Origin of the sequence: Pseudomonas sp. 3296, assembly GCF_031456615.1 — a bacterium.
Lineage (GTDB): Bacteria > Pseudomonadota > Gammaproteobacteria > Pseudomonadales > Pseudomonadaceae > Aquipseudomonas > Aquipseudomonas mucoides.
In genome coordinates this window covers 318,455-337,852 of the sequence record NZ_JAVDUY010000007.1, presented here as the reverse complement: position 1 = coordinate 337,852, position 19,398 = coordinate 318,455, and the positions used below count along the sequence as shown (strand labels likewise).

Here is a 19,398-nt window from a genome sequence, read left to right as displayed (position 1 = left end):
ATCAGTAAGCCTTGCCAGTCTTGTAGAAGTTCTCGAAGCAGAAGTTGGTCGCGTCGATGTAGCCTTCAGCGCCACCGCAGTCGAAACGCTTGCCTTTGAACTTGTAGGCCATTACGCAGCCGTTCTGGGCTTGCTTCATCAGGGCGTCGGTGATCTGGATTTCACCACCCTTGCCTGGCTCGGTTTGTTCGATCAGGTCGAAGATATCCGGGGTCAGGATGTAGCGACCGATGATCGCCAGGTTCGACGGTGCATCTTCCGGCTTTGGCTTCTCGACCATGCTGTGAACGCGGTAGATATCATCGCGAATCATCTCACCGGCGATCACGCCGTACTTGTGAGTTTCTTGTGGGTCGACTTCCTGAATGGCAACGATCGAGCAGCGGAACTGCTTGTACAGCTTGACCATCTGGGTCAGAACGCCGTCACCTTCAAGGTTTACACACAAGTCATCCGCCAGCACGACGGCGAACGGTTCATCACCGATCAGCGGGCGACCGGTCAGGATCGCGTGCCCCAGGCCTTTCATTTCGGTCTGACGGGTGTAGGAGAACGAACAGTTGTCGAGCAGCTTGCGGATACCGACCAGGTATTTCTCTTTGTCGGTGCCCTTGATCTGGTTTTCCAGCTCGTAGCTGATGTCGAAGTGGTCTTCCAGGGCGCGCTTGCCGCGACCGGTAACGATGGAGATTTCGGTCAAACCGGCATCCAGAGCTTCTTCGACGCCGTACTGGATCAGTGGCTTGTTTACCACCGGCAGCATTTCTTTGGGCATGGCTTTAGTCGCTGGCAGGAAGCGAGTACCGTAACCGGCTGCTGGGAACAAGCATTTCTTGATCATATAAGTCCTTGAAAGGGCTGTGTGTACGAGTTTCGGCGCAGTCTAATCAGGCGGCGTGCACCTTACAATGCCCCGCACTGGCTAACCGATGCCAACATAGAGAAATATTCTCGCGGATAGTTCCGCATATCGCTGCACAGATCCTTCGACAGCTTCTAATAGATAGCAGATAACCCGGAACCTGCACTGGCGATCCCACCAGACATGCAATCGCACCACCATACGCCCATCAGCACTCCCTGGGTGCATTTGGCGTTATCATGACGCAATTGAACCAGCCAACGAGGCAGATAGATGTCGGAAGCAAAAAGCGTCAACGGATTCCTGATCAAAAAGGCGGAAGACGGCCAATGGTGGATAAAGAACTTCGGCGACACCGAGACCATCACCGGTCCGTTCGCTACCGAAGCCTCGGCGATTGAGGTGGCATCCGTATTGCAGCTTGAACACCCGGCACCCGCCAAACGTCGCGGTAAAGACAAGACTTGATCTGCACCGGTTTCTGACCAAGCCCTGCTTTGCGCAGGGCTTTTTTGTGGACACCTGCAAAGAAGTGGCCCTTAGCTATAACCTTTTGATACCAGCGCTGTCACAGGCTTAGCCCCATCATCCTGACGACGACAACGACATGACTAAATTTTTGCCTCTGATTGCAGTATTGGCCCTGAGCGGCTGCGCCACCTCGGAAACCGCTTACCTGAAAAACGGTGAACAGGGGCTGGCCATCGACTGTTCCGGCGAGGCCAACTCCTGGGCCACCTGCTACGAAAAAGCCGACGCATCCTGCGCTGGCACCGGTTATCGAATCGTCGGGACCGACGGCACGCCGTCAACCAAGGAAAGCGACAAGACCCTGGGCGTCGATGTAGGCAATTTCAAGAACCGCAGCGTTTTGGTGGTCTGCAAGTAAACCCGACGCTACATGTGAATTTCAGCAAACTTGATCCCGAGACCGCGCACGGTCTCGATCAAGTCATCGAGACGGCTGAACGATTCGACTTCATCGTTATCGTCCACCAGAAAATAACTGCGCCCGGCGCTTTTCTTGAAAAACACGATCCACTCCCCCGGATTCGCCGGATTCTGAATCACATGGGTGGCAGAGATGTGACCCTCTGCATGCCGCTCCCGAACCTGCTCTCGCTTCATGCCTGACTCCAGAAATGACAATGCCGTCAAAGCACAGCCTTGACGGCATCGATGTAGATTGTCGCTAGTGTATCAGCCGGAAATGCAGGCATTGGCGGCTTTCTGTACGTCCTTGGGGCGTACCGGCACATTGGACATGCGCTCATGCAGCTTGATGCTGCTGCCACCGGAGCGCTCTTCTATATCAAAGACGGCAGCCGGGTCCGACGAAAACTTCGCCGGAACGATCACGCGCACCCCGTCTTTGTGTGACTCAACTTGCAAGGCACCACGGCTATCGGCCAGTTGTTCAACCAGGCATTGCGCGTACTCATGGGGCTTCTTGCCTGAGATCACGTTCATGGTCGGCAGCGTCTCGTTGATCTCAGTCACGCTGGCGCAGCCACTTACGACCAACGCCAACGGCAGGACTAACACACCCCACTTCATACAAAAACCTCCGATAAAGACCCTCGGACAGCACAAATGCCAATTTTCTCCGAGTTGCACCGCATTAACCGCTCACAGAATGCCGATTAACTGTTTTTAATTGTCAAAGCGAACCATGACGACCCGATAATAACCTGTGCGGGCTGATAAACTGCGCCCATCGCCCATGCTATCGTTTTGATTTTGTAGAAAAAGCCCTTCTGGAGGCGCCTCATGAAATTTATCCACCAGCGCGAGCACCTCAATGAAGACGACATCGTCGTCATCCAGTGCTCCCAAATGTGCAACATCCGCTTGATGAACGACGCCAACTTCCGCAGCTTCAAGAATGGTGGTCGTCACACTTACCACGGCGGCGCATTCGATACTTTCCCGGCCCGGATTACCGCGCCGAGCACCGGTTTCTGGAACATCACCATCGACACGGTCAACCGCCGGCCGATCAGCGTGACCCGCAAGCCGACCCTGACCCATTCGATCAAGATCATCCGTCGCTCCAGCACGAAACTGAGCTGAGCAACGTCCGCACACGAAACAAGGCAGGTATGACCGTGGCTCAAACGACCAAGTACGTCATCAAATACAAACTCAACGGTGAGCGCCGCTTCGAGTTTGCCCAACTTGAAAACGGCACCACTGAAGAAGCCAAGGCCGCGCTCGACGCCATTCATCGCCAGAGCGACGATGTCATCAGCGAGATCAGCGTCAGCAAAGCACTGTAACAGCCCGGAGCGACCACAGGGATGTCTGCTTCCGCGTCTGAAGTTTGACCGCAAGCGCCGGAGTGTTCGCCCCGCCCCTGCTGCCTAGACTGGCCACCTCAACCTTGGGTTAAGGAGTCAGAACATGCTGGAGCAACAACTCGATCAGGATGGCTGCGCCATTATCAGATCACTCCTGAGTGCCGAATCCTGCGACGAGATCAGCGCGTTTTACGCGCATCCCGGGCTTTTTCGTTCACAGGTGATCATGGCTCGTCACGGCTTTGGCCGTGGCGAGTATAAATACTTCAAATACCCTCTGCCGGATCCCGTCGCGCGCCTGCGCAACGACCTTTACCCGAGCCTGGTGCCGATTGCCAATCGCTGGCACGAATGCATGGGCCTGCCGACGCGTTTTCCCGCTACGCACGCAGACTTTTTGCAGCGCTGCCATGCCGCCGGTCAGGAACGCCCGACCCCCTTATTGCTGCAATATGGCCCGCAGGACTACAACTGCCTGCACCAGGACCTGTACGGCGAACACGTCTTTCCGCTGCAAGTGGCGATTCTTCTGTCAGAACCCGACGAAGATTTTACCGGCGGCGAATTCGTGCTGACTGAACAGCGCCCGCGCATGCAGTCACGCCCGCTGGTCATGGACCTGAAGAAAGGCGATGCCTTGATTTTCGCCGTCAGCCAGCGCCCGGTAAAAGGTATTCGCGGCTACTACCGAGTGAACATGCGCCACGGCGTGAGTCGCCTGCACAGCGGAAAACGGCATACCCTTGGAATCATCTTTCACGATGCGTTATGAACCATGAGCCCTTTCACCCTGGATTTGTTTGCCGACACCGAACCCGTGCAACCGCCCCGGCGCGAGCAGATCGGTGAACAAGCCTGCGTCTTGCGCGGCTTTGCCCTGCCCTGGCTGGAATCGTTACTGACAGCGCTTGAGGGGGTTTTGACGGTCGCGCCGTTTCGGCAGATGGTCACCCCCGGCGGCTTCACCATGTCCGTAGCCTTGAGCAGTTGCGGCGCCCTGGGCTGGACCACAGACCGAAGCGGTTACACCTACACGCGCAATGACCCGCAGACCGGGCAACCCTGGCCGAAAATGCCTGAGGTGTTTTTTGAACTGGCACAAGCGGCGGCACGTGAAGCGGGATTTACGGATTTTGTTCCCGATTCCTGCCTGATCAACCGCTATGTCCCCGGCGCGAAGATGTCTTTGCACCAGGATAAAGACGAAGGTTCCTACGCAGCGCCGATCGTTTCGGTATCGCTAGGGCTGCCCGCGACGTTCCTCTTCGGCGGTTTTGAGCGCAGCGATAAAAGCCAGCGCGTGCCGCTTTTGCATAGCGATGTCGTGGTCTGGGGAGGCGTCGATCGTTTGCGTTATCACGGCGTATTGCCGATCAGGGACGGGCATCATCCGAGGCTGGGCGAACAACGGATCAACTTCACGTTTCGTAAGGCCGGTTGAAAGACTCGAATTTGACCGCAAGACCCGGAGTGCCACGCCCCCTCCTGCCTGATTAATCTGAATGAAACGGGTCAATGGAACTACAGACATGACAACTCATTCGACTAAAACAGCTACCGAAATCGATCCTCGCTGGGCCGCCGTTATAGCGCGCGATCCAGCCGCAGACGGGCAGTTTGTCTACGCGGTCAAAACCACCGGCATCTATTGCCGCCCGAGCAGCCTGGCGCGCCTGCCGAATCCGCAGAACGTCGAGTTTTTCGACACGCCGGAGCAAGCCCTGGCGGCGGGTTATCGCCCCAGCAAACGCGCAGCAAAAGACCAAAGCGATGTTGCCGCCCAACACGCGGCCACCGTGGCAGCTGCCTGTCGGCACATCGAATCCGCCGAACATCTGCCGCCGCTCAATGAACTGGCGGACGCAGCGGGCCTCAGCAGCTTCCACTTCCACCGAGTGTTCAAAGCCGTCACCGGGCTGACACCCAAGGGTTACGCAACGGCCCATCGCTCGCGCAAGGTACGTGATCGTCTGGCGGAGGGTGGCTCGGTCACCAATGCTTTATATGACGCTGGTTTCAATTCCAATAGTCGTTTCTATGAAGCGGCGGATAACCTGCTCGGTATGAAGCCGGGCGACTACCGCGCTGCCGGGCAAAATATCGACATCCGCTTTGCCGTTGGCCAATGTTCCCTGGGGGCCATTCTGGTGGCGCAAAGTGAACGCGGGGTTTGCGCGATTCTACTAGGGGATGATCCGCATCAACTGGTCTGCGATCTGCAGGACCAGTTTCGGCGTGCCAACCTGATCGGTGCCGATCATGAGTTCGAGCAACTGATCGCCCAGGTCGTAGGGTTTATCGAAGCGCCGGCCCTTGGCCTGGATTTGCCGCTGGACGTGCGCGGCACGGCGTTCCAGGAGCGTGTCTGGCAAGCCTTGCGCGAGATTCCCGCTGGCCGCACCGCCAGTTATGCCGACATCGCCCAGCGCATCGGGTCGCCCAAGGCTGTGCGCGCCGTGGCCCAGGCGTGCGGCGCGAACAGTCTGGCGGTGGCGATCCCTTGCCACCGCGTGGTGCGCAGCGACGGCAACCTGTCAGGCTATCGCTGGGGCGTTGAGCGCAAGCGTCTGTTGCTGGAACGCGAGACGCGCTGATCAGTGATTCACATCGACCACCACCCGCCCGCGCAATTGCCCGGCGAGCAGGCGCGGCGCGGCATCGATGGCTTCGCTCAAAGCGATTTCATGGCTGATCAGCGGTAGCAGCGCGAAGTCCAGATCCTTGGCCAGTCGATTCCAGGCCAGTACGCGCCTGGCCTTGGGCTGGGTCACGCTGTTGATCCCGGCCAAGGTCACGCCACGCAGAATGAACGGGGCGACCGAGGCCGGGAAGTCCATGCCTTGCGCCAGACCACACGCCGCTACCGTGCCGTTGGCCTTGGTGCTGGCGCATGCGTTGGCCAACGTGTGGCTGCCGACCGAGTCAATCACCCCCGCCCAACGCTCCTTGGCCAACGGTTTGCCGGGTGCGGACAATGTGGCACGGTCGATGATTTCACTGGCGCCCAGCTGCTTCAGGTAATCGTGTTCGGAAGTTCGACCAGTGGAAGCGACGACGCGGTAACCCAGCTTGCTCAGCAGCGCGATCGCGAAACTGCCGACACCGCCATTGGCACCGGTGACCAGCACTTCACCTTGATCGGGCGTCACACCGTTATGTTCCAGCGCCAGGATGCTCAGCATGGCCGTGTAACCGGCAGTACCGATGGCCATGGCTTGGGCCGCTGTAAATTCCTTTGGCAGCGGGATCAACCAGTCACCGTTCAGACGTGCCTTCTGCGCCAATCCACCCCAATGCCCTTCGCCCACGCCCCAGCCATTGAGGACCACTTGATCTCCGGCCTTGTAGTCCGGGTGATCGCTGGTTTCGACAGTGCCTGCCAGATCGATCCCCGGCACCATCGGGAATTTTCGCACCACCGGGCTGCTGCCGGTGATTGCCAAGCCATCCTTGAAGTTCAGCGTGCTGTACGCCACGCGGACCGTTACGTTGCCTTCGGGCAGTTGATCGTCATTGATCTCTTGCAGTGTGGCCCGGTAACCGCTGTCGTCTTTGTCGATCAAAATGCCCTTGAACATCGTTACCTCTCAATGGAGTCAATCAGGATGTGGAACCCTTGAAATACCATAAAGAAACATTTCGCCGTACAAGACTTTAAGCCAAACCGCTGGCCAGCCAAAAGTTGACTGGCCCTTCACCCTCGATAGCTGGTAAAAAACCGGTTCAACCGTCCAGCCCTGTTTTGACGTCGGAGATTGAAATGAGCCAATGGCCAGACACCCGCATTCTTGACCTGCTCGGGATTGAGTTGCCGATCATCCAGGCCCCCATGGCAGGCGCCAATGGCTCGGCTATGGTCATCGCCGCGAGTAACGCTGGCGGCCTGGGCTCGATGCCGGCTGCATTGCTGACCATCGAGCAATTGCGCGAAGAGCTGAAGACGATTCGCCAACACAGCCAGCGTCCGTTCAACATCAACTATTTCTGCCATCAACCTCCGGCCCCTGACGAGCAACGCGCCCGGGACTGGAAGAACCTGCTCGAACCTTACTACCGGGAACTCGGCGCCGATTTCGATGCGCCGACACCGGTTTCAAACCGCGCGCCGTTCGATGTGGCCGCCTGCGAGGTCGTCGAAGCGTTTCGCCCTGAAGTGGTCAGTTTTCACTTCGGCCTGCCGGAAAAGTCCCTGTTGGACCGGGTGAAAGCCACCGGTGCAAAAATTCTCTCTTCCGCGACCACGGTTGAAGAAGCTGTCTGGCTCGAACAGCACGGCTGTGACGCCATCATCGCCATGGGTTATGAGGCCGGTGGTCATCGGGGGATGTTTCTCAGTGATGACCTGAGTAGCCAGGTGGGAACGTTTGCCTTGGTGCCACAGATTGTCGATGCGGTAAAAGTGCCGGTGATTGCCGCCGGCGGGATCAGTGATGCGCGCGGCGTTGCGGCAGCCTTTATGTTGGGCGCTTCGGCAGTACAGGTAGGCACGGCCTACTTGTTCACGCCGGAAGCCAAGGTCAGCGCATCTCACTACAAAGCGTTACGCACGGCCAAAGAAAGCGAGACCGCCGTCACCAACCTGTTCACCGGCCGCCCGGCACGCGGCATTCTCAATCGGGTGATGCGTGAAATCGGGCCGATCAGCGATAAAGCGCCGACATTCCCACTCGCCGGCGGTGCACTGATGCCGTTGCGAGCCAAGGATGAAGCGGATTTCAGCAACCTCTGGGCCGGGCAAGCGTTCCGGTTGAGCGCTGAAATGACCACAGCCGAATTGACCCGTCACCTGGCGGATGAAGCTTTGGCCAAACTGCTCCCTCGATAAAGCGATCCCCGGTAGCAGCTGCCGAGCCCGCGAGGCAGCGTCCGGCGGCGTCCGGCGGCGCAGCCGGACGCAAGCTTCGCCAGCTGCTACAGGAATTGAGCGCGGCTAATACCGATTCCACACTCATAAACCAACACATTCCGTTTGAAGGCATTTCGCTATATATTCGGCTATATAGCGTTTCACCTCCTTGCTGCATTTGCCTATAACGGAGCCGTTTCATGACCATGGGTGCCTCACGTTTTGCCCCTTCTTGCCTCGCCAGCCTGATCGCCCTCTTCGCTTTCGGCTCCGCGCACGCGGACGAAGTCCAGGTCGCTGTCGCCGCCAACTTCACAGCCCCTATCCGGGCCATCGCTGCCGATTTCGAGAAAGACACCGGGCACAAACTGATCGCGGCGTATGGTGCCACCGGCCAGTTCTACACCCAGATCAAGAATGGCGCGCCGTTCGAAGTGTTCCTCTCGGCCGACGACGCCACCCCGCAAAAACTTGAAACCGAAGGCGACACGGTCAAGGGTTCGCGCTTCACCTACGCCATCGGCACTCTGGCCTTGTGGTCGGCCAAAGACGGCTATGTCGATGCCAAGGGCAACGTGCTGAGCGACAACCAGTATCAACATTTGTCCATCGCCAACCCCAAAACCGCACCTTACGGCCTGGCAGCGACTCAGGTGCTGGCCAAGCTGGGCCTGACCGAAAAGGTCAAGGACAAACTTGTTGAAGGCCAAAACATCACCCAAGCCTACCAATTCGTCTCTACCGGCAATGCCGAACTGGGCTTCGTGGCCTTGTCGCAGATCTACAAAGACGGCAAAGTCACCGGCGGTTCGGCGTGGATCGTTCCAGCTGACATGCACGACCCGATCAAACAAGACGCAGTGATCCTCAACAAAGGCAAGGACAACCCGGCCGCCAAGGCACTGGTTGAGTACCTCAAGGGGCCCAAAGCTGCTGCTGTTATCAAATCCTACGGTTACCAACTCTAAATGACGCTGACGAGTGCCGACTTCGCTGCCATCTGGCTGACCCTCAAACTGGCGTCCCTGACGACTGCGATCCTGTTGGTCATCGGCACTCCGATTGCGTTATGGCTGTCGCGCACCCATTCCTGGTTGCGCGGCCCGGTCGGGGCGATCGTCGCCCTGCCCCTGGTTCTGCCGCCCACGGTGATTGGCTTTTATCTGTTGCTGGCGCTGGGGCCTCACGGCATTGTCGGTCAGTTCACCCAATCGCTGGGGTTTGGCACCCTGACCTTCAGCTTTGCGGGGTTGGTCGTCGGCTCGGTACTGTACTCGATGCCATTCGTGGTTCAACCGCTACAAAACGCCTTTTCCGCCATTGGCACTCGCCCCTTGGAAGTGGCCGCGACCTTGCGCGCCAATCCGTGGGACACCTTCTTCAGCGTGATCCTGCCGCTCGCACGGCCGGGTTTTATCACGGCGGCGATTCTCGGCTTCGCCCACACCGTCGGTGAGTTCGGTGTGGTCTTGATGATCGGCGGCAACATCCCGGACAAGACGCGTGTGGTGTCGGTGCAGATCTACGATCACGTCGAAGCCATGGAATACGCCCAGGCCCATTGGCTGGCCGGGGCGATGCTGGTGTTCTCCTTTGCGGTGTTGCTGGCGCTCTACTCCAGCCGCAAAACCAAAGCGATCTGGAGCTGATCGATGATCGATATGCGTCTGCAACTGAGCTATTCGGGGTTCGCCCTGGACGTGGACCTTCAATTGCCCGGTCGTGGCGTGACCGCGCTTTATGGTCACTCAGGCTCGGGAAAGACCACCTGCCTGCGCTGCATCGCCGGACTGGAACAAGCCCCACAGGGTTTTATCCAGGTCAACGATGAAGTCTGGCAGGACAGCGAAAAGAAGATTTTCGTACCGCCGCATAAACGTGCGCTGGGGTATGTGTTCCAGGAAGCCAGTCTGTTCCCGCACCTGTCAGTGCTGGCGAACCTGCAATTCGGCCTCAAGCGCATCCCGAAACAGCAGCGCCGGGTCGACATGGGCCATGCCACGGAATTGCTGGGGATCGGGCATCTGCTGGAACGTCACCCGCAGCACCTGTCCGGCGGCGAGCGGCAGCGGGTCGGCATCGCCCGCGCGCTGCTCACCAGCCCGAAACTGCTGCTGATGGACGAGCCGCTGGCGGCGCTGGACAGCCAGCGCAAAAACGAAATCCTGCCTTACCTGCAACGCCTGCACGATGAGCTGGACATCCCGGTGCTGTATGTCAGTCACTCGCAGGATGAGGTCGCGCGATTGGCCGATCACATTGTCTTGCTGAGCGAAGGCAAGGCGCTGGCCAGCGGCCCCATTGGCGAAACCCTCGCCCGTCTCGACCTGCCACTGGCGCTGGGCGACGACGCGGGCGTGGTGATCGAGGGTCATGTCAGTGCGTATGACGCCCACTATCAGTTGCTGACCTTGCAGTTGCCCGAGACCGATCTGGGCATTCGAGTCGCCCATGCCCCCATGCCCTTGGGTCAGACACTGCGTTGCAAGGTTCAGGCGCGCGATGTCAGCCTGAGCCTGCGAAGCGTCGAGCAAAGCAGCATCCTCAATCGCCTTCCGGTGACCGTGATCGGTGAAATCAGCGCCGACAACGCTGCCCATGTGCTGATCCGCCTGAATGCCGCCGGCACGCCATTATTGTCTCGTATCACCCGCTACTCCCGGGATCAGTTGGGCGTGCATCCTGGTCAGCAACTCTGGGCCCAAATCAAAGCGGTGGCAGTGCTGGCCTAAGACTTTTGGCACCAACGACAAATGAGTGCGGTCAATGGCTGTACTGACCCCTGATTTGTTGTCGAGGTTGACTCGCCATGTCCGATACCGCGCTGCCAGATGTTCTGCCACCCGACCTGCACTATGTCGATGACACGCAGCCCGGAATCAGCCGAAAGCTGCTGCGAGGAAAGTTTTGTTACTTCGATCCGGCAGGCCAGCGCATTACCGATCCGGACGAAATCAAACGCCTCAACGCGCTCGCCGTACCGCCGGCCTATACGGATGTGTGGATTTGCGCCGACCCGCGCGGCCATCTGCAAGCCACCGGCCGCGACGCTCGTGGTCGCAAGCAATACCGCTACCACGCACGCTGGCGCGAAGTGCGCGATGCCGACAAATACTCGCGTCTGCGCGACTTTGGCCTGGCACTGCCGAAGCTGCGCAAACATCTTGAAACGCTACTGGCCTCGCCAGGCTTCAGCCGAGACAAGGTCATGGCCACCGTCATCACCTTGCTCGATGCAACGCTGATCCGGGTCGGCAACACGCAGTACGCTCGGGACAATCGTTCCTACGGCCTGACGACGTTGCGCAGCCGCCACGTTGAAGTCAACGGCAGTGCGATCCGCTTTCAGTTCCGCGGCAAGAGTGGCGTCGAGCACCAGATCACCGTGAGAGACCGACGCCTGGCCCGGATCATCAAGCGTTGCCAGGAAATCCCCGGACAAAATCTGTTTCAATATCTGGACGAAAACGGCGAGCGACACACCGTCAGTTCCGCCGACGTCAACGCGTACCTGCAAACCCTCACCGGCGCCGATTTCACGGCCAAGGATTACCGCACATGGGCAGGCAGTGTCCTGGCTTTGTCGGTGTTGCGCGAATTGCAATGGGAGCCCGAGTCGGATGCAAAACGCCAAGTAGTTGAAATGGTCAAAAACGTCGCCAGACAATTGGGCAACACGCCCGCGGTGTGCCGCAAATGCTACATCCACCCAGCGGTGCTCGACGCTTTTATGCTCGGCGCTCTGGCAGAGTTGCCTCGGCCAAGGTTGCGTAAAGGGCTCAGGCCAGAGGAAGTCGGGCTGGCCATGTTCCTTGAGCGCATGATCGCCAGCGCTGAAGCGACGAACTGACCTGTCTATTTTTTGCACGATCAAAAAGAACTTCTATAGTTGATCTGGACAAGAATCAGCTGCGGTGACGCCATGGAAGACATTTTCGTTGTGAAGCGTTGCAACAAGATCATCATTCATGGCCGCCGGGCCGGAGAAACCGGTCACCCACCGCCCGACGCCGCCGTCTGGTACCGCATCGCCGATACCCGTACGCAGGGTTTCATCGGTGACGGCTTTGATGCTGAAGCAGACGCCAGGCGGGAATGCCAACGGCTGAATGCAACATCGCAAGTGATGGCCCGACAAGGCTGATGAACATTCACCTGTCTATTGCGGGTCTATACTGAAAAACAGCTGAAGGAACAGTGACCCCAACGGCTGAAAGCTCGCACCTGGCGGGCTTTTTGCTGCCATTTGCCAGGTTTCTTCAACGGAGGTGTTTTCCATGTCCGAAAAAGAGTCCATCACCACCCTCCTCACCTTGCTTGACTCCCGGCAGGCTCGACTTGCCGCCGCGTGCAAGGAAATTGCCGATTGGGTCGATCATCAAGGGGGGCACCCGACAGCCCTAAGAATTCGCGATCGGCTGAACGACATCGAAAAAGACACTCCCCTGATTCGAAACACGCTGTCATCGTTAAAACCTGTCGACCCGCCCCTCCCACGGTTCAGATGATTCGAGCCGGGCACGCGACGCGAGAACAGCGCCTGTTTCAGGACGCATGAACGGCGACCTTATCGTCACCGCGATTGTGCCTGTCTGAGTATTTGCCGCTACACCCGAACACCCAGCCTGGCGCTGGGCTTTTTTTTGCGACATTTCTTTCACGCCGCATTTACAACACGAGCCTTACAGTGAGTCACTCCTTTGAAGAATCACCTTGGTCTGCCCGCATGCAGGCCTTTTTTTTGTCTGCCCGGCAGCCATCGAACGCTGGCGTTTGCGCAGGGTCAAAGGATCACACGTCACGAAGGAGACGTTCCATGATCACCCATTACAAAGTCAGCGGGCATCTGGCCTGCGGTCACAAAGGCAGCAACCTCACGTCCACTCAGGAACTGAACCGCGTGAAATGCAGGAGCTGCCGAAATACCGATGCGTACAAGGAAGCGCGCAAGGCCCAGCGCAATGCGACACGCCGTGCCGCACGCAAAGCCAAAGCTACTCACACCGCCAACGACTGGCGCGCCGCCTGGACCGAACGGTTAACCGCCATGGCCGGGTTGCAAAGACTGCCTCGTGGTTTTAGCGGCCAGCCATTTGTGTAGCAGGCTCATTTGACAGTGGGGTCGACTTCGCTCGACCCACTGCTGATCAACGCGCTGGCGGGCGTCATCAGTTCCGCGAGCGACATACGCTTGAATGCTTCGAACAGTCGCCGCCCCTCTTCGGGCCCGCAGGTAATGGCCAAGCGCATGGTCGCCTCACCCATTTGCCAGATCAGAAAAGCCGTGTCAGCCACTTGCTGGGTATCGCTGCCTGGAAACACACGAAGCATCGCATCCGCCAGCATGCTGCCCGCCACTCGACTCTCTTCCAGCTCCAGCGCCAGCAGTTGCTTGTCGGCTTGCATCCCCGACCAGATATCACGCATTACCGGCTCCGCCTGAGCGATGTCGTAATACTGCTCAAGCAAGTCTGAATAGGCTTCGCGCAGCCCTTGCGCATCCTGGACCGCTACCAATGCCGTTTCTATGCACCGACGACTCTCGGCGTTAAAGCGCTCGGCCAGCGTGCGGATCACCGAGCTCTTGTCCGGAAAATACTGATAAAGCGAGCCAATCGAAATCTCCGAGCGTTCGGCGATTTCACTCATCTTTAATGAGTCGCTGCCCTTGGTTGCGATCAGTTTCGTTGCCACGGCCAGAATTCGCTCCTGCCGCTCGCGACTGCGCTGCTGCGTGGGATTGCGTCGGGTCGGCTCTGAAACCGTGTGTTCGAGCCCGGTAGTGGTTTTCTTCGGCACTGGTGGAAATCCCGATCCATAACATGACATGACATGACATGCACTCACCTTAGCACTGCCCACTACCGCACCCAATAGGGATGGCCGTACGTCGGCTCACTGGCTTTCGCTGGTTGACGGCATAACGTGAGCGTTTATCATCTTTTAACGTGAGCATCACTCACATTAATCCGATGGAGATGAACGCGATGAAAACATCTCAAGACCGCATCCTCATTCTCGGTGCGACCGGTAAAACAGGGAGCAGGATTACTCAACGCCTGAAAGCTGCGGGATTGCCGGTGCGCTTGGGTTCTCGTAGCGCCAGTCCACCTTTCGACTGGGAGGACCGAGACACTTGGGAGGCAGCGCTTGATGGCATCGCCTCCGTTTACATTTCCTATCAACCGGATCTCGCCGTTCCGGGGGCCGTCGAAACGGTCCAAGCGTTTACCGACCTGGCGGTCAAACGTGGCGTTGGCAAGCTGGTGCTGCTGTCCGGACGCGGAGAGGCTGAAGCAGAAGAAGCCGAACGCGTCATACAGAACAGCGGCGTGGACTGGACCATCCTTCGCTGCAGCTGGTTTTTCCAGAACTTCAGTGAGGCGCATTTTCTCGAACCGATTCTTCAGGGGGAAATGGCCCTTCCGGTCGGCAATGTCGCCGAGCCCTTTGTCGACGTGGAGGACATCGCCGAAATTGCTGCCCAGGCGCTGACCCAACCAGGACACGCCGGTCAGCTTTATGAACTGACCGGGCCACGAGCGCTGACGTTTGCCGAGGCGGTCGATGAGATCGCTCGAGGGACCGGCCGCGATATCAGCTTCGCCGCCGTGCCGCAGGATGCCTATAGAGAAGCGCTGGAGCAGGCGCAACTTCCAGCCGAGTTGATCAACCTGGTGATGTATCTTTTCACAACGGTGCTCGACGGGCGCAACACGCCCCTTGCCGATGGCGTCCAGCGCGCACTGGGCCGTCCCGCGCGGGACTTTAGCGATTACGTTCGACGCACAGCGGATACGGGTGTTTGGGCGAATGAAGGTTGATCTAAAAAATACGGCAAACATCCCGAATGAGATCAATACTCATCCTGTCATGTTGTGGGCACTATGATGGGACGCCGATTCGGCTTGGCTCAGTAATGTGCGAGGTGATGCCGTGTTTTTGAAAGTAATTTTCATCTACTGGCCACTGCTGTCGGTCATCATCGCCGCAGCCCTGGGCCGGCTTGTCCATAACGCCAAGATTGCTGATCGGGCATTGGAGGGGCAGTAGTTTTCAAATGTGATTGCGGGGCAATCTCTGAAATCAAGAGCCTGAAACAAACAAGGGTTTGCATCAGCTTTCGCCCGCAAACCCTTGATTTTAGATGGTCCCCGAAGCCGGAATATAATTTATTCTTGAAATCACCGTATTCATTGGAGACAACCGACAACCTGCGAATCACCTGTACTTACCAATATATTATTTTGTGAACGCTGGGGGGTTGAGGTCGTTACGCCAGAGTGAGTACGCAAGGGGCAGCAATCGGCCACTGACCTGGGACAGCTAGGGCATTCATTCGTCTTAATGTCATAAGTCGTTGACGACAGGAGTAGCTACCCAGCCGGCTTCCAAGCCTCCGGGGAGCATTTGCCCAACATCTTCTCCAACCTCCGAGTCAATCAGCTTGTTTAGCTTGGCGTTCATGGTTATAAGGAGGCCGGCGTTATTTGTCAGATCCAGCGCGAGATTTTTGAGCTCGTATGGGTCATTCTGGAGGTCGAAAAGCTCGACATCGTTCAGCTTAAACAATTCCTCGATCGTGACCGGGCGGTTGTGCTGTTTAGGAGAGAAGTAGCGTGTGAACTGATAGCGGCCGTCGAACACGCTGCGGATCGCACCTCGCTTCATCATATCTGGACGCAGACCGGACTCCTTGATCTTCGCCGCGTTTCCCTGCTTCAGCAAATCGCGGGCCTTTTCCAGAAACTCGCCGTCCAGTGTGGCGAACATGTTGAAGCAGAACAGCTGTCCATCGCGCACCGCCTCAGGACCAGCCTTCTCGGGTTCAGCAAGAATCGAAGAGAAGTCCTTGCCCGGAAGCTCCTTGGCGATCGCCGCCTTCTTTTCCGAACTCGCGTTCGTGAAGGAGATTAGTGTCGGCGCGATGTCTAGATGCGACGTAACGGCCTTGCAGCGCTTGCCGCCGGGATAGGCCGGATGTGCCACGATCAGCGGCACGTTGTTCTGTTCGCGGTAGGAGGTTGCACCCTTGCCCGACAGCCGGTGTGCGCCATCGATGTCACCGTGGTCCGAGGTCAGGATTACGATGGTGCTTGAGGCGAGCCCGGTTGCCTCCAGTTCATCGAGCACTGTCTCGATGTGACGATCCACATCGCGCAGGCAGTTGAGATAGTAATTATGCCGCTTGCGCCAGCGCGACGTCTCATCCCCAACTGGGCCGACCATCACACTGTTTGATCTGTCGAAATCAGTGTGGGCAAGAGGTCTTCCGGGGGCGTCGGGTCGTTGCTGGAAGCTGGCGGGAAGGTCGAAGGTCCACTGCTGCGCGTACAGTGCGTGCGCCGGTTCGGGAGCGATGTGAGCCAGGACGTTTTTCCCTTGGACGGGATGTCCCGGTTCGTCCGTGTCATAGAACATCACATCATGTGGGTTGACCACATTCACCGCCAGGAACCAAGGCTTGCCCTGTTCTGTAAGCACCGCCGCCTGCCCGCGCAGCCAGCTCGCCGCCGCTGCGGCGATCATTCCATCGTGCAGGTAGCCGCCCTGGGTATGCGCAATGATGTCGCCTACCCCGAAGTAATCGGAAAAGCCGTAGGCCTCCATCTCTTTGGTAAAAATCTTCTCAGGTGCGGCTAGCGTGTTCGTTGTCTCGAACTCCCGGCTGAGGTGCCACTTGCCCTTGTAGGCGGTGTAATAGCCAGCCTCGCGCAAGAGGTGACCGAGCGTCTTGATCTCAGTCGACATGCTACTGATCCAGGGGAAGTTCACATTGTCGAACATCCGGGTCTGCTGGATGTGACGACCGGTATACAGCACGGAGCGCGAGGATGTACATACGCAAGAGTTGATGCGGTGGTTTTCGAACACGACGCCTTTCTTCGCCAGTCTCTCGTGGGCCGGCAGATGGTAGTCCCCGGGTAGTTCAAATGGGCGGAAATAGCGCTCCTGGTCGGTCAGGATAAGCAGAATGTTATAGGCCCCCCCCTCCCCCTTGCGATGTTCTGGGGCAGACGATTGCGTTGCCGCTGTCGCCGCATTACCAAGCGGGTTACCGCCAAATGCCGCTGTAAGCGTACCCGCACCAATGGCCTTGAGAAGTTCACGGCGCTTTATGTCCAAGACGGATTCATCGTCCTCTTCCATGTAGTCTGTCTCCCGGATTGAGTGGTCTGGGTGCTCGACGACTGTTTCATTCAAGTCAGACCACATTGGCCAGAGCTGTATACCGCTGGCCTCAGGTCCGCCCCAATCGTTCCGGCTACACAGCCAAAGCAATAAAAAATCTCAAAACCGCCAGGTTGCACTGGTACTCAACGCCTGAATCCAAGCATTGTTAAAACTACCCGAGATCCGTGTCCCGTCCGGTTTTTCCTGGGTGACCGGCATATCACCCATGGAGACGAACTCATAACTCACATTGACTTCGGTCTGAGGATCCAGCGTATAGGTCAAGCCCGTTCCGAAACGCCAGCTTTCAGCCATTGGGACAGTGACCGTGCGATTTTTATCGTCAACAGCTGAGCTGTCATAGCCAATGCCAGCCATCCACATCCAGCGACGATCAAAGCGATACTGTGTACCCAGCGACAGGTGCCAGGTATCTTTGAACTTTGCGTCGAGGCTTATCGACTTCGGCTTATTGCTATCGAGATCTATACCAACCTCTCCAAAGCGCGACCAGTCTTGCCAATTAGCACTGGCCAACAGTGCCCACTGATCATCCAACTCATGATAAATGCTAAAAGTCAGAGTCTGCGGCACGTTCATATTGATCTTGGTGGCAGCATCGAGCACTCCCCGTTCCTGCAGTGAATGCTGGGCAACCGGACCGATTCCCTCGAGTTTGAGCTTGTCCTTGAAGTCGAGATTGATTTCGCTTGTATAACTTAAGCCCAGACGCGTGCCTGGTTGTGGTGAGTACACCACTCCAAGGCTGGTCCCATAACTCCAGTCATCGGCTTTATATTTTGCGCTGCCATCGCCCTCTAGCGGCCCATTGTTCACCGCCAACTCATTGACGAGTTTCGCATAATAGGCTCTGACGCCTATACCAAAGGCCCGTACCAACCTCGTAGAGCATCAACCCACCGGCCAGCACAGGAAGTGGGGCTGCGGTTAGAACGGCCAACATGGTCACACGCAGATTTATTTTCATGTTGTATATCCTTGGTGTTACCTGATGGATGACAACCTTCGGGAGATGCTTTGCTTATCCCCAGACCCAACCCTGCTTTTGGGCCTGGTTGCGCTTGATGGTTATTCTTCTTCGATCAGTGCCTCCAAATGCCCGGCCCTGGCCGCCCGGGCCAAAGTCCTACGATCCTTCACCGTCTGCTTGGCATAGGCTACGGCTTAGTCGCCCAGCGCCTTATCGAAAACCTCGCCCTTGCCCAGATACCCGGAAATGGTTGCTGCATCCCCTGATTTGGCATGTGCCCTGGCCAGGGTCTGGCCGCACAATCCTGCATAGCGTTTGATTTGCGACAGGGTTACGCCTTCTACGGGTACCGAGAACTTCATGTCGCGCAGTTGCTTTACGAAAAAATCGCGTCCAGCGCGTCCACGCGCCCAGCCCACCCCAGCCCAGGAAGATATCGCTGGAGGACTGCATCAGCCGTTGTCCCATGACGACCCGCGGTAAAACTGCGCAGCATGCGCCCGTAGCGGATTGGAACAAGCTCCTGAAGCTGTTCCTTGTTGGACTCCTGCAGTATGGCGATGACGTCACGGCACTTGCCGGGCGATTTCCAGATCGCGTGGTTTTCGCGTGGCACTTTTTCGCGCAACAGTCGACCGGCTTTGATGCGCTCCACACGGGAGCAAAATTCGCGAGTCAGTTTCGCCTTACGGACTTTTTTGTGGGAGGTTTTCTTGTCGGAGGCCATGATTCTATAGTCACTCCTGCGCTTTATTCGAGGCGTGGAATTTGCTGGCTTGTCATTTCACCAACCTCACCTGCTTTAAAAATTAGAACAGTTTCGAGTGTGATTGTTGATCTACATCAGAGCCCCATGATTTTCATGCTTTCGGCTCGGAGACCATGGTGCCTCTTGCTAATGCGTCTCGCGTTGACTGGACCTGTTCTGGTTCATCCTGCCGGGGCGCCGCTGAGGAAAAGAAACGCCAGCCCGAGGGAAATATAGACTGCCAGTAACTGCACGCCCTTGAACCAATCGGAGCGACCATCGTCGGCAACCTCATTGGTGATCAACACCGCCAGCAGCACCGCCAGCACGAGGCCGGGCCGGAAGGCCAGGTCCATGGCAGTCGAACCGATGAACAGACTGGTCAATACGAGCGTTGGGGCGACGAACAGCGCCACCTGTACGCTCGAACCGCTTCACTACTGAATTCCTTCTTGTGGGTCACTAGGGAATAGATAA

General features: G+C 57.6%; 24 protein-coding genes and 1 pseudogene. 16 read left to right on the top strand and 9 right to left on the bottom strand.

Going from position 1 to position 19,398, the window contains the following annotated elements; all coding sequences use genetic code 11:
* Position 1: 1 nt before the first annotated feature.
* Positions 2-841, bottom strand: coding sequence for a UTP--glucose-1-phosphate uridylyltransferase GalU (gene galU / locus J2X66_RS20905; RefSeq protein ID WP_010460715.1), 840 nt, complete (start codon positions 839-841; stop codon positions 2-4).
* A gap of 294 nt (positions 842-1,135) precedes the next feature.
* Between galU and J2X66_RS20900 the strand changes: the two genes are divergently transcribed.
* Both J2X66_RS20900 and J2X66_RS20895 read left to right on the top strand, forming a co-directional pair.
* Positions 1,136-1,330 carry a hypothetical protein gene (locus J2X66_RS20900; RefSeq protein ID WP_310267877.1) on the top strand — a complete coding sequence of 65 codons (195 nt, stop codon included), beginning with the start codon at positions 1,136-1,138 and terminating at the stop codon, positions 1,328-1,330.
* 139 nt (positions 1,331-1,469) lie between these two features.
* A complete protein-coding gene (locus J2X66_RS20895) occupies positions 1,470-1,751 on the top strand; it encodes a hypothetical protein (RefSeq protein WP_027922991.1) in 282 nt (93 codons plus the stop codon).
* An 8-nt stretch (positions 1,752-1,759) separates the two neighbouring features.
* On the opposite strand, the gene J2X66_RS20890 is transcribed toward J2X66_RS20895, so the two are convergent.
* Positions 1,760-1,990, bottom strand: coding sequence for a hypothetical protein (locus J2X66_RS20890; RefSeq protein WP_027922990.1), 231 nt, complete (start codon positions 1,988-1,990; stop codon positions 1,760-1,762).
* 72 nt (positions 1,991-2,062) lie between these two features.
* A complete protein-coding gene (locus J2X66_RS20885) occupies positions 2,063-2,419 on the bottom strand; it encodes a hypothetical protein (protein WP_310267872.1) in 357 nt (118 codons plus the stop codon).
* 213 nt (positions 2,420-2,632) lie between these two features.
* On the opposite strand from J2X66_RS20885, the gene J2X66_RS20880 reads away from it, so the two are divergent.
* The 5 genes from J2X66_RS20880 to ada all read left to right on the top strand — a co-directional run bounded on the left by J2X66_RS20880 (position 2,633) and on the right by ada (position 5,756).
* A complete protein-coding gene (locus J2X66_RS20880) occupies positions 2,633-2,935 on the top strand; it encodes a DUF1883 domain-containing protein (protein WP_016984992.1) in 303 nt (100 codons plus the stop codon).
* 29 nt (positions 2,936-2,964) lie between these two features.
* Entirely contained in the window at positions 2,965-3,141 is a 177-nt protein-coding gene (locus tag J2X66_RS20875) for a hypothetical protein (protein ID WP_310267865.1), read from the top strand.
* Positions 3,142-3,265: 124 nt separating this feature from the next.
* Positions 3,266-3,934 carry a 2OG-Fe(II) oxygenase gene (locus J2X66_RS20870; protein WP_310267863.1) on the top strand — a complete coding sequence of 223 codons (669 nt, stop codon included), beginning with the start codon at positions 3,266-3,268 and terminating at the stop codon, positions 3,932-3,934.
* A 3-nt stretch (positions 3,935-3,937) separates the two neighbouring features.
* Positions 3,938-4,603 (top strand): DNA oxidative demethylase AlkB, encoded by a 666-nt coding sequence (gene alkB / locus J2X66_RS20865; RefSeq protein ID WP_310267861.1) that lies wholly within the window; start codon positions 3,938-3,940, stop codon positions 4,601-4,603.
* An 88-nt stretch (positions 4,604-4,691) separates the two neighbouring features.
* Entirely contained in the window at positions 4,692-5,756 is a 1,065-nt protein-coding gene (gene ada, locus J2X66_RS20860) for a bifunctional DNA-binding transcriptional regulator/O6-methylguanine-DNA methyltransferase Ada (protein WP_310267858.1), read from the top strand.
* Here ada and J2X66_RS20855 read toward each other — a convergent pair whose 3' ends face one another.
* Complete coding sequence (locus J2X66_RS20855; protein ID WP_310267855.1) at positions 5,757-6,740, bottom strand: MDR family oxidoreductase; 984 nt, start codon at positions 6,738-6,740, stop codon at positions 5,757-5,759.
* Positions 6,741-6,922: 182 nt separating this feature from the next.
* Here J2X66_RS20855 and J2X66_RS20850 point away from each other — a divergent pair, with 182 nt between their 5' ends.
* The 8 genes from J2X66_RS20850 (at position 6,923) to J2X66_RS20815 (ending at position 13,109) form a co-directional block, all read left to right on the top strand.
* A complete protein-coding gene (locus J2X66_RS20850; protein ID WP_310267852.1) occupies positions 6,923-7,987 on the top strand; it encodes a nitronate monooxygenase in 1,065 nt (354 codons plus the stop codon).
* Between the two features lie 221 nt (positions 7,988-8,208).
* Positions 8,209-8,976 (top strand): molybdate ABC transporter substrate-binding protein, encoded by a 768-nt coding sequence (gene modA / locus J2X66_RS20845; RefSeq protein ID WP_310267849.1) that lies wholly within the window; start codon positions 8,209-8,211, stop codon positions 8,974-8,976.
* Positions 8,977-9,657: a molybdate ABC transporter permease subunit gene (modB, locus tag J2X66_RS20840; RefSeq protein WP_310267846.1), complete on the top strand. Its 681-nt coding sequence runs from the start codon at positions 8,977-8,979 to the stop codon at positions 9,655-9,657.
* A 3-nt stretch (positions 9,658-9,660) separates the two neighbouring features.
* Positions 9,661-10,740, top strand: a complete 1,080-nt coding sequence (gene modC / locus J2X66_RS20835; RefSeq protein WP_310267843.1) for a molybdenum ABC transporter ATP-binding protein — start codon at positions 9,661-9,663, stop codon at positions 10,738-10,740.
* Between the two features lie 77 nt (positions 10,741-10,817).
* Positions 10,818-11,858, top strand: a complete 1,041-nt coding sequence (locus tag J2X66_RS20830; protein ID WP_310267842.1) for a DNA topoisomerase IB — start codon at positions 10,818-10,820, stop codon at positions 11,856-11,858.
* 72 nt (positions 11,859-11,930) lie between these two features.
* Positions 11,931-12,152, top strand: a complete 222-nt coding sequence (locus J2X66_RS20825) for a hypothetical protein (protein WP_310267840.1) — start codon at positions 11,931-11,933, stop codon at positions 12,150-12,152.
* 133 nt (positions 12,153-12,285) lie between these two features.
* Positions 12,286-12,516, top strand: coding sequence for a hypothetical protein (locus J2X66_RS20820; RefSeq protein WP_007946177.1), 231 nt, complete (start codon positions 12,286-12,288; stop codon positions 12,514-12,516).
* 308 nt (positions 12,517-12,824) lie between these two features.
* Positions 12,825-13,109, top strand: a complete 285-nt coding sequence (locus tag J2X66_RS20815) for a hypothetical protein (protein WP_310267838.1) — start codon at positions 12,825-12,827, stop codon at positions 13,107-13,109.
* A 5-nt stretch (positions 13,110-13,114) separates the two neighbouring features.
* Here J2X66_RS20815 and J2X66_RS20810 read toward each other — a convergent pair whose 3' ends face one another.
* Positions 13,115-13,837, bottom strand: a complete 723-nt coding sequence (locus J2X66_RS20810; protein WP_310267835.1) for a TetR/AcrR family transcriptional regulator — start codon at positions 13,835-13,837, stop codon at positions 13,115-13,117.
* A 158-nt stretch (positions 13,838-13,995) separates the two neighbouring features.
* On the opposite strand from J2X66_RS20810, the gene J2X66_RS20805 reads away from it, so the two are divergent.
* Positions 13,996-14,832 carry an NAD(P)H-binding protein gene (locus J2X66_RS20805; RefSeq protein WP_310267832.1) on the top strand — a complete coding sequence of 279 codons (837 nt, stop codon included), beginning with the start codon at positions 13,996-13,998 and terminating at the stop codon, positions 14,830-14,832.
* A gap of 526 nt (positions 14,833-15,358) precedes the next feature.
* Here J2X66_RS20805 and J2X66_RS20800 read toward each other — a convergent pair.
* The 4 genes and pseudogenes from J2X66_RS20800 to J2X66_RS20785 form a co-directional block, all read right to left on the bottom strand.
* Positions 15,359-17,158: a sulfatase-like hydrolase/transferase gene (locus J2X66_RS20800; RefSeq protein ID WP_310267830.1), complete on the bottom strand. Its 1,800-nt coding sequence runs from the start codon at positions 17,156-17,158 to the stop codon at positions 15,359-15,361.
* A 141-nt stretch (positions 17,159-17,299) separates the two neighbouring features.
* Positions 17,300-18,019, bottom strand: a complete 720-nt coding sequence (locus J2X66_RS20795) for an OmpP1/FadL family transporter (protein ID WP_405046795.1) — start codon at positions 18,017-18,019, stop codon at positions 17,300-17,302.
* A gap of 348 nt (positions 18,020-18,367) precedes the next feature.
* A complete protein-coding gene (locus J2X66_RS30310) occupies positions 18,368-18,535 on the bottom strand; it encodes a DUF2252 family protein (RefSeq protein WP_405046794.1) in 168 nt (55 codons plus the stop codon).
* A gap of 568 nt (positions 18,536-19,103) precedes the next feature.
* Positions 19,104-19,340: pseudogene (locus J2X66_RS20785) on the bottom strand (cation transporter); the annotation flags it as partial.
* Positions 19,341-19,398: the final 58 nt, after the last annotated feature.

Bases quoted from the DNA above. Each gene is read 5' to 3' on its own strand.
- galU (WP_010460715.1), bottom strand. From the start codon at position 841: ATGATCAAGAAATGCTTGTTCCCAGCAGCCGGTTACGGTACTCGCTTC.
- J2X66_RS20900 (WP_310267877.1), top strand. From the start codon at position 1,136: ATGTCGGAAGCAAAAAGCGTCAACGGATTCCTGATCAAAAAGGCGGAA.
- J2X66_RS20895 (WP_027922991.1), top strand. From the start codon at position 1,470: ATGACTAAATTTTTGCCTCTGATTGCAGTATTGGCCCTGAGCGGCTGC.
- J2X66_RS20890 (WP_027922990.1), bottom strand. From the start codon at position 1,990: ATGAAGCGAGAGCAGGTTCGGGAGCGGCATGCAGAGGGTCACATCTCT.
- J2X66_RS20885 (WP_310267872.1), bottom strand. From the start codon at position 2,419: ATGAAGTGGGGTGTGTTAGTCCTGCCGTTGGCGTTGGTCGTAAGTGGC.
- J2X66_RS20880 (WP_016984992.1), top strand. From the start codon at position 2,633: ATGAAATTTATCCACCAGCGCGAGCACCTCAATGAAGACGACATCGTC.
- J2X66_RS20875 (WP_310267865.1), top strand. From the start codon at position 2,965: ATGACCGTGGCTCAAACGACCAAGTACGTCATCAAATACAAACTCAAC.
- J2X66_RS20870 (WP_310267863.1), top strand. From the start codon at position 3,266: ATGCTGGAGCAACAACTCGATCAGGATGGCTGCGCCATTATCAGATCA.
- alkB (WP_310267861.1), top strand. From the start codon at position 3,938: ATGAGCCCTTTCACCCTGGATTTGTTTGCCGACACCGAACCCGTGCAA.
- ada (WP_310267858.1), top strand. From the start codon at position 4,692: ATGACAACTCATTCGACTAAAACAGCTACCGAAATCGATCCTCGCTGG.
- J2X66_RS20855 (WP_310267855.1), bottom strand. From the start codon at position 6,740: ATGTTCAAGGGCATTTTGATCGACAAAGACGACAGCGGTTACCGGGCC.
- J2X66_RS20850 (WP_310267852.1), top strand. From the start codon at position 6,923: ATGAGCCAATGGCCAGACACCCGCATTCTTGACCTGCTCGGGATTGAG.
- modA (WP_310267849.1), top strand. From the start codon at position 8,209: ATGACCATGGGTGCCTCACGTTTTGCCCCTTCTTGCCTCGCCAGCCTG.
- modB (WP_310267846.1), top strand. From the start codon at position 8,977: ATGACGCTGACGAGTGCCGACTTCGCTGCCATCTGGCTGACCCTCAAA.
- modC (WP_310267843.1), top strand. From the start codon at position 9,661: ATGATCGATATGCGTCTGCAACTGAGCTATTCGGGGTTCGCCCTGGAC.
- J2X66_RS20830 (WP_310267842.1), top strand. From the start codon at position 10,818: ATGTCCGATACCGCGCTGCCAGATGTTCTGCCACCCGACCTGCACTAT.
- J2X66_RS20825 (WP_310267840.1), top strand. From the start codon at position 11,931: ATGGAAGACATTTTCGTTGTGAAGCGTTGCAACAAGATCATCATTCAT.
- J2X66_RS20820 (WP_007946177.1), top strand. From the start codon at position 12,286: ATGTCCGAAAAAGAGTCCATCACCACCCTCCTCACCTTGCTTGACTCC.
- J2X66_RS20815 (WP_310267838.1), top strand. From the start codon at position 12,825: ATGATCACCCATTACAAAGTCAGCGGGCATCTGGCCTGCGGTCACAAA.
- J2X66_RS20810 (WP_310267835.1), bottom strand. From the start codon at position 13,837: ATGTCATGTTATGGATCGGGATTTCCACCAGTGCCGAAGAAAACCACT.
- J2X66_RS20805 (WP_310267832.1), top strand. From the start codon at position 13,996: ATGAAAACATCTCAAGACCGCATCCTCATTCTCGGTGCGACCGGTAAA.
- J2X66_RS20800 (WP_310267830.1), bottom strand. From the start codon at position 17,158: ATGGAAGAGGACGATGAATCCGTCTTGGACATAAAGCGCCGTGAACTT.
- J2X66_RS30310 (WP_405046794.1), bottom strand. From the start codon at position 18,535: ATGAAGTTCTCGGTACCCGTAGAAGGCGTAACCCTGTCGCAAATCAAA.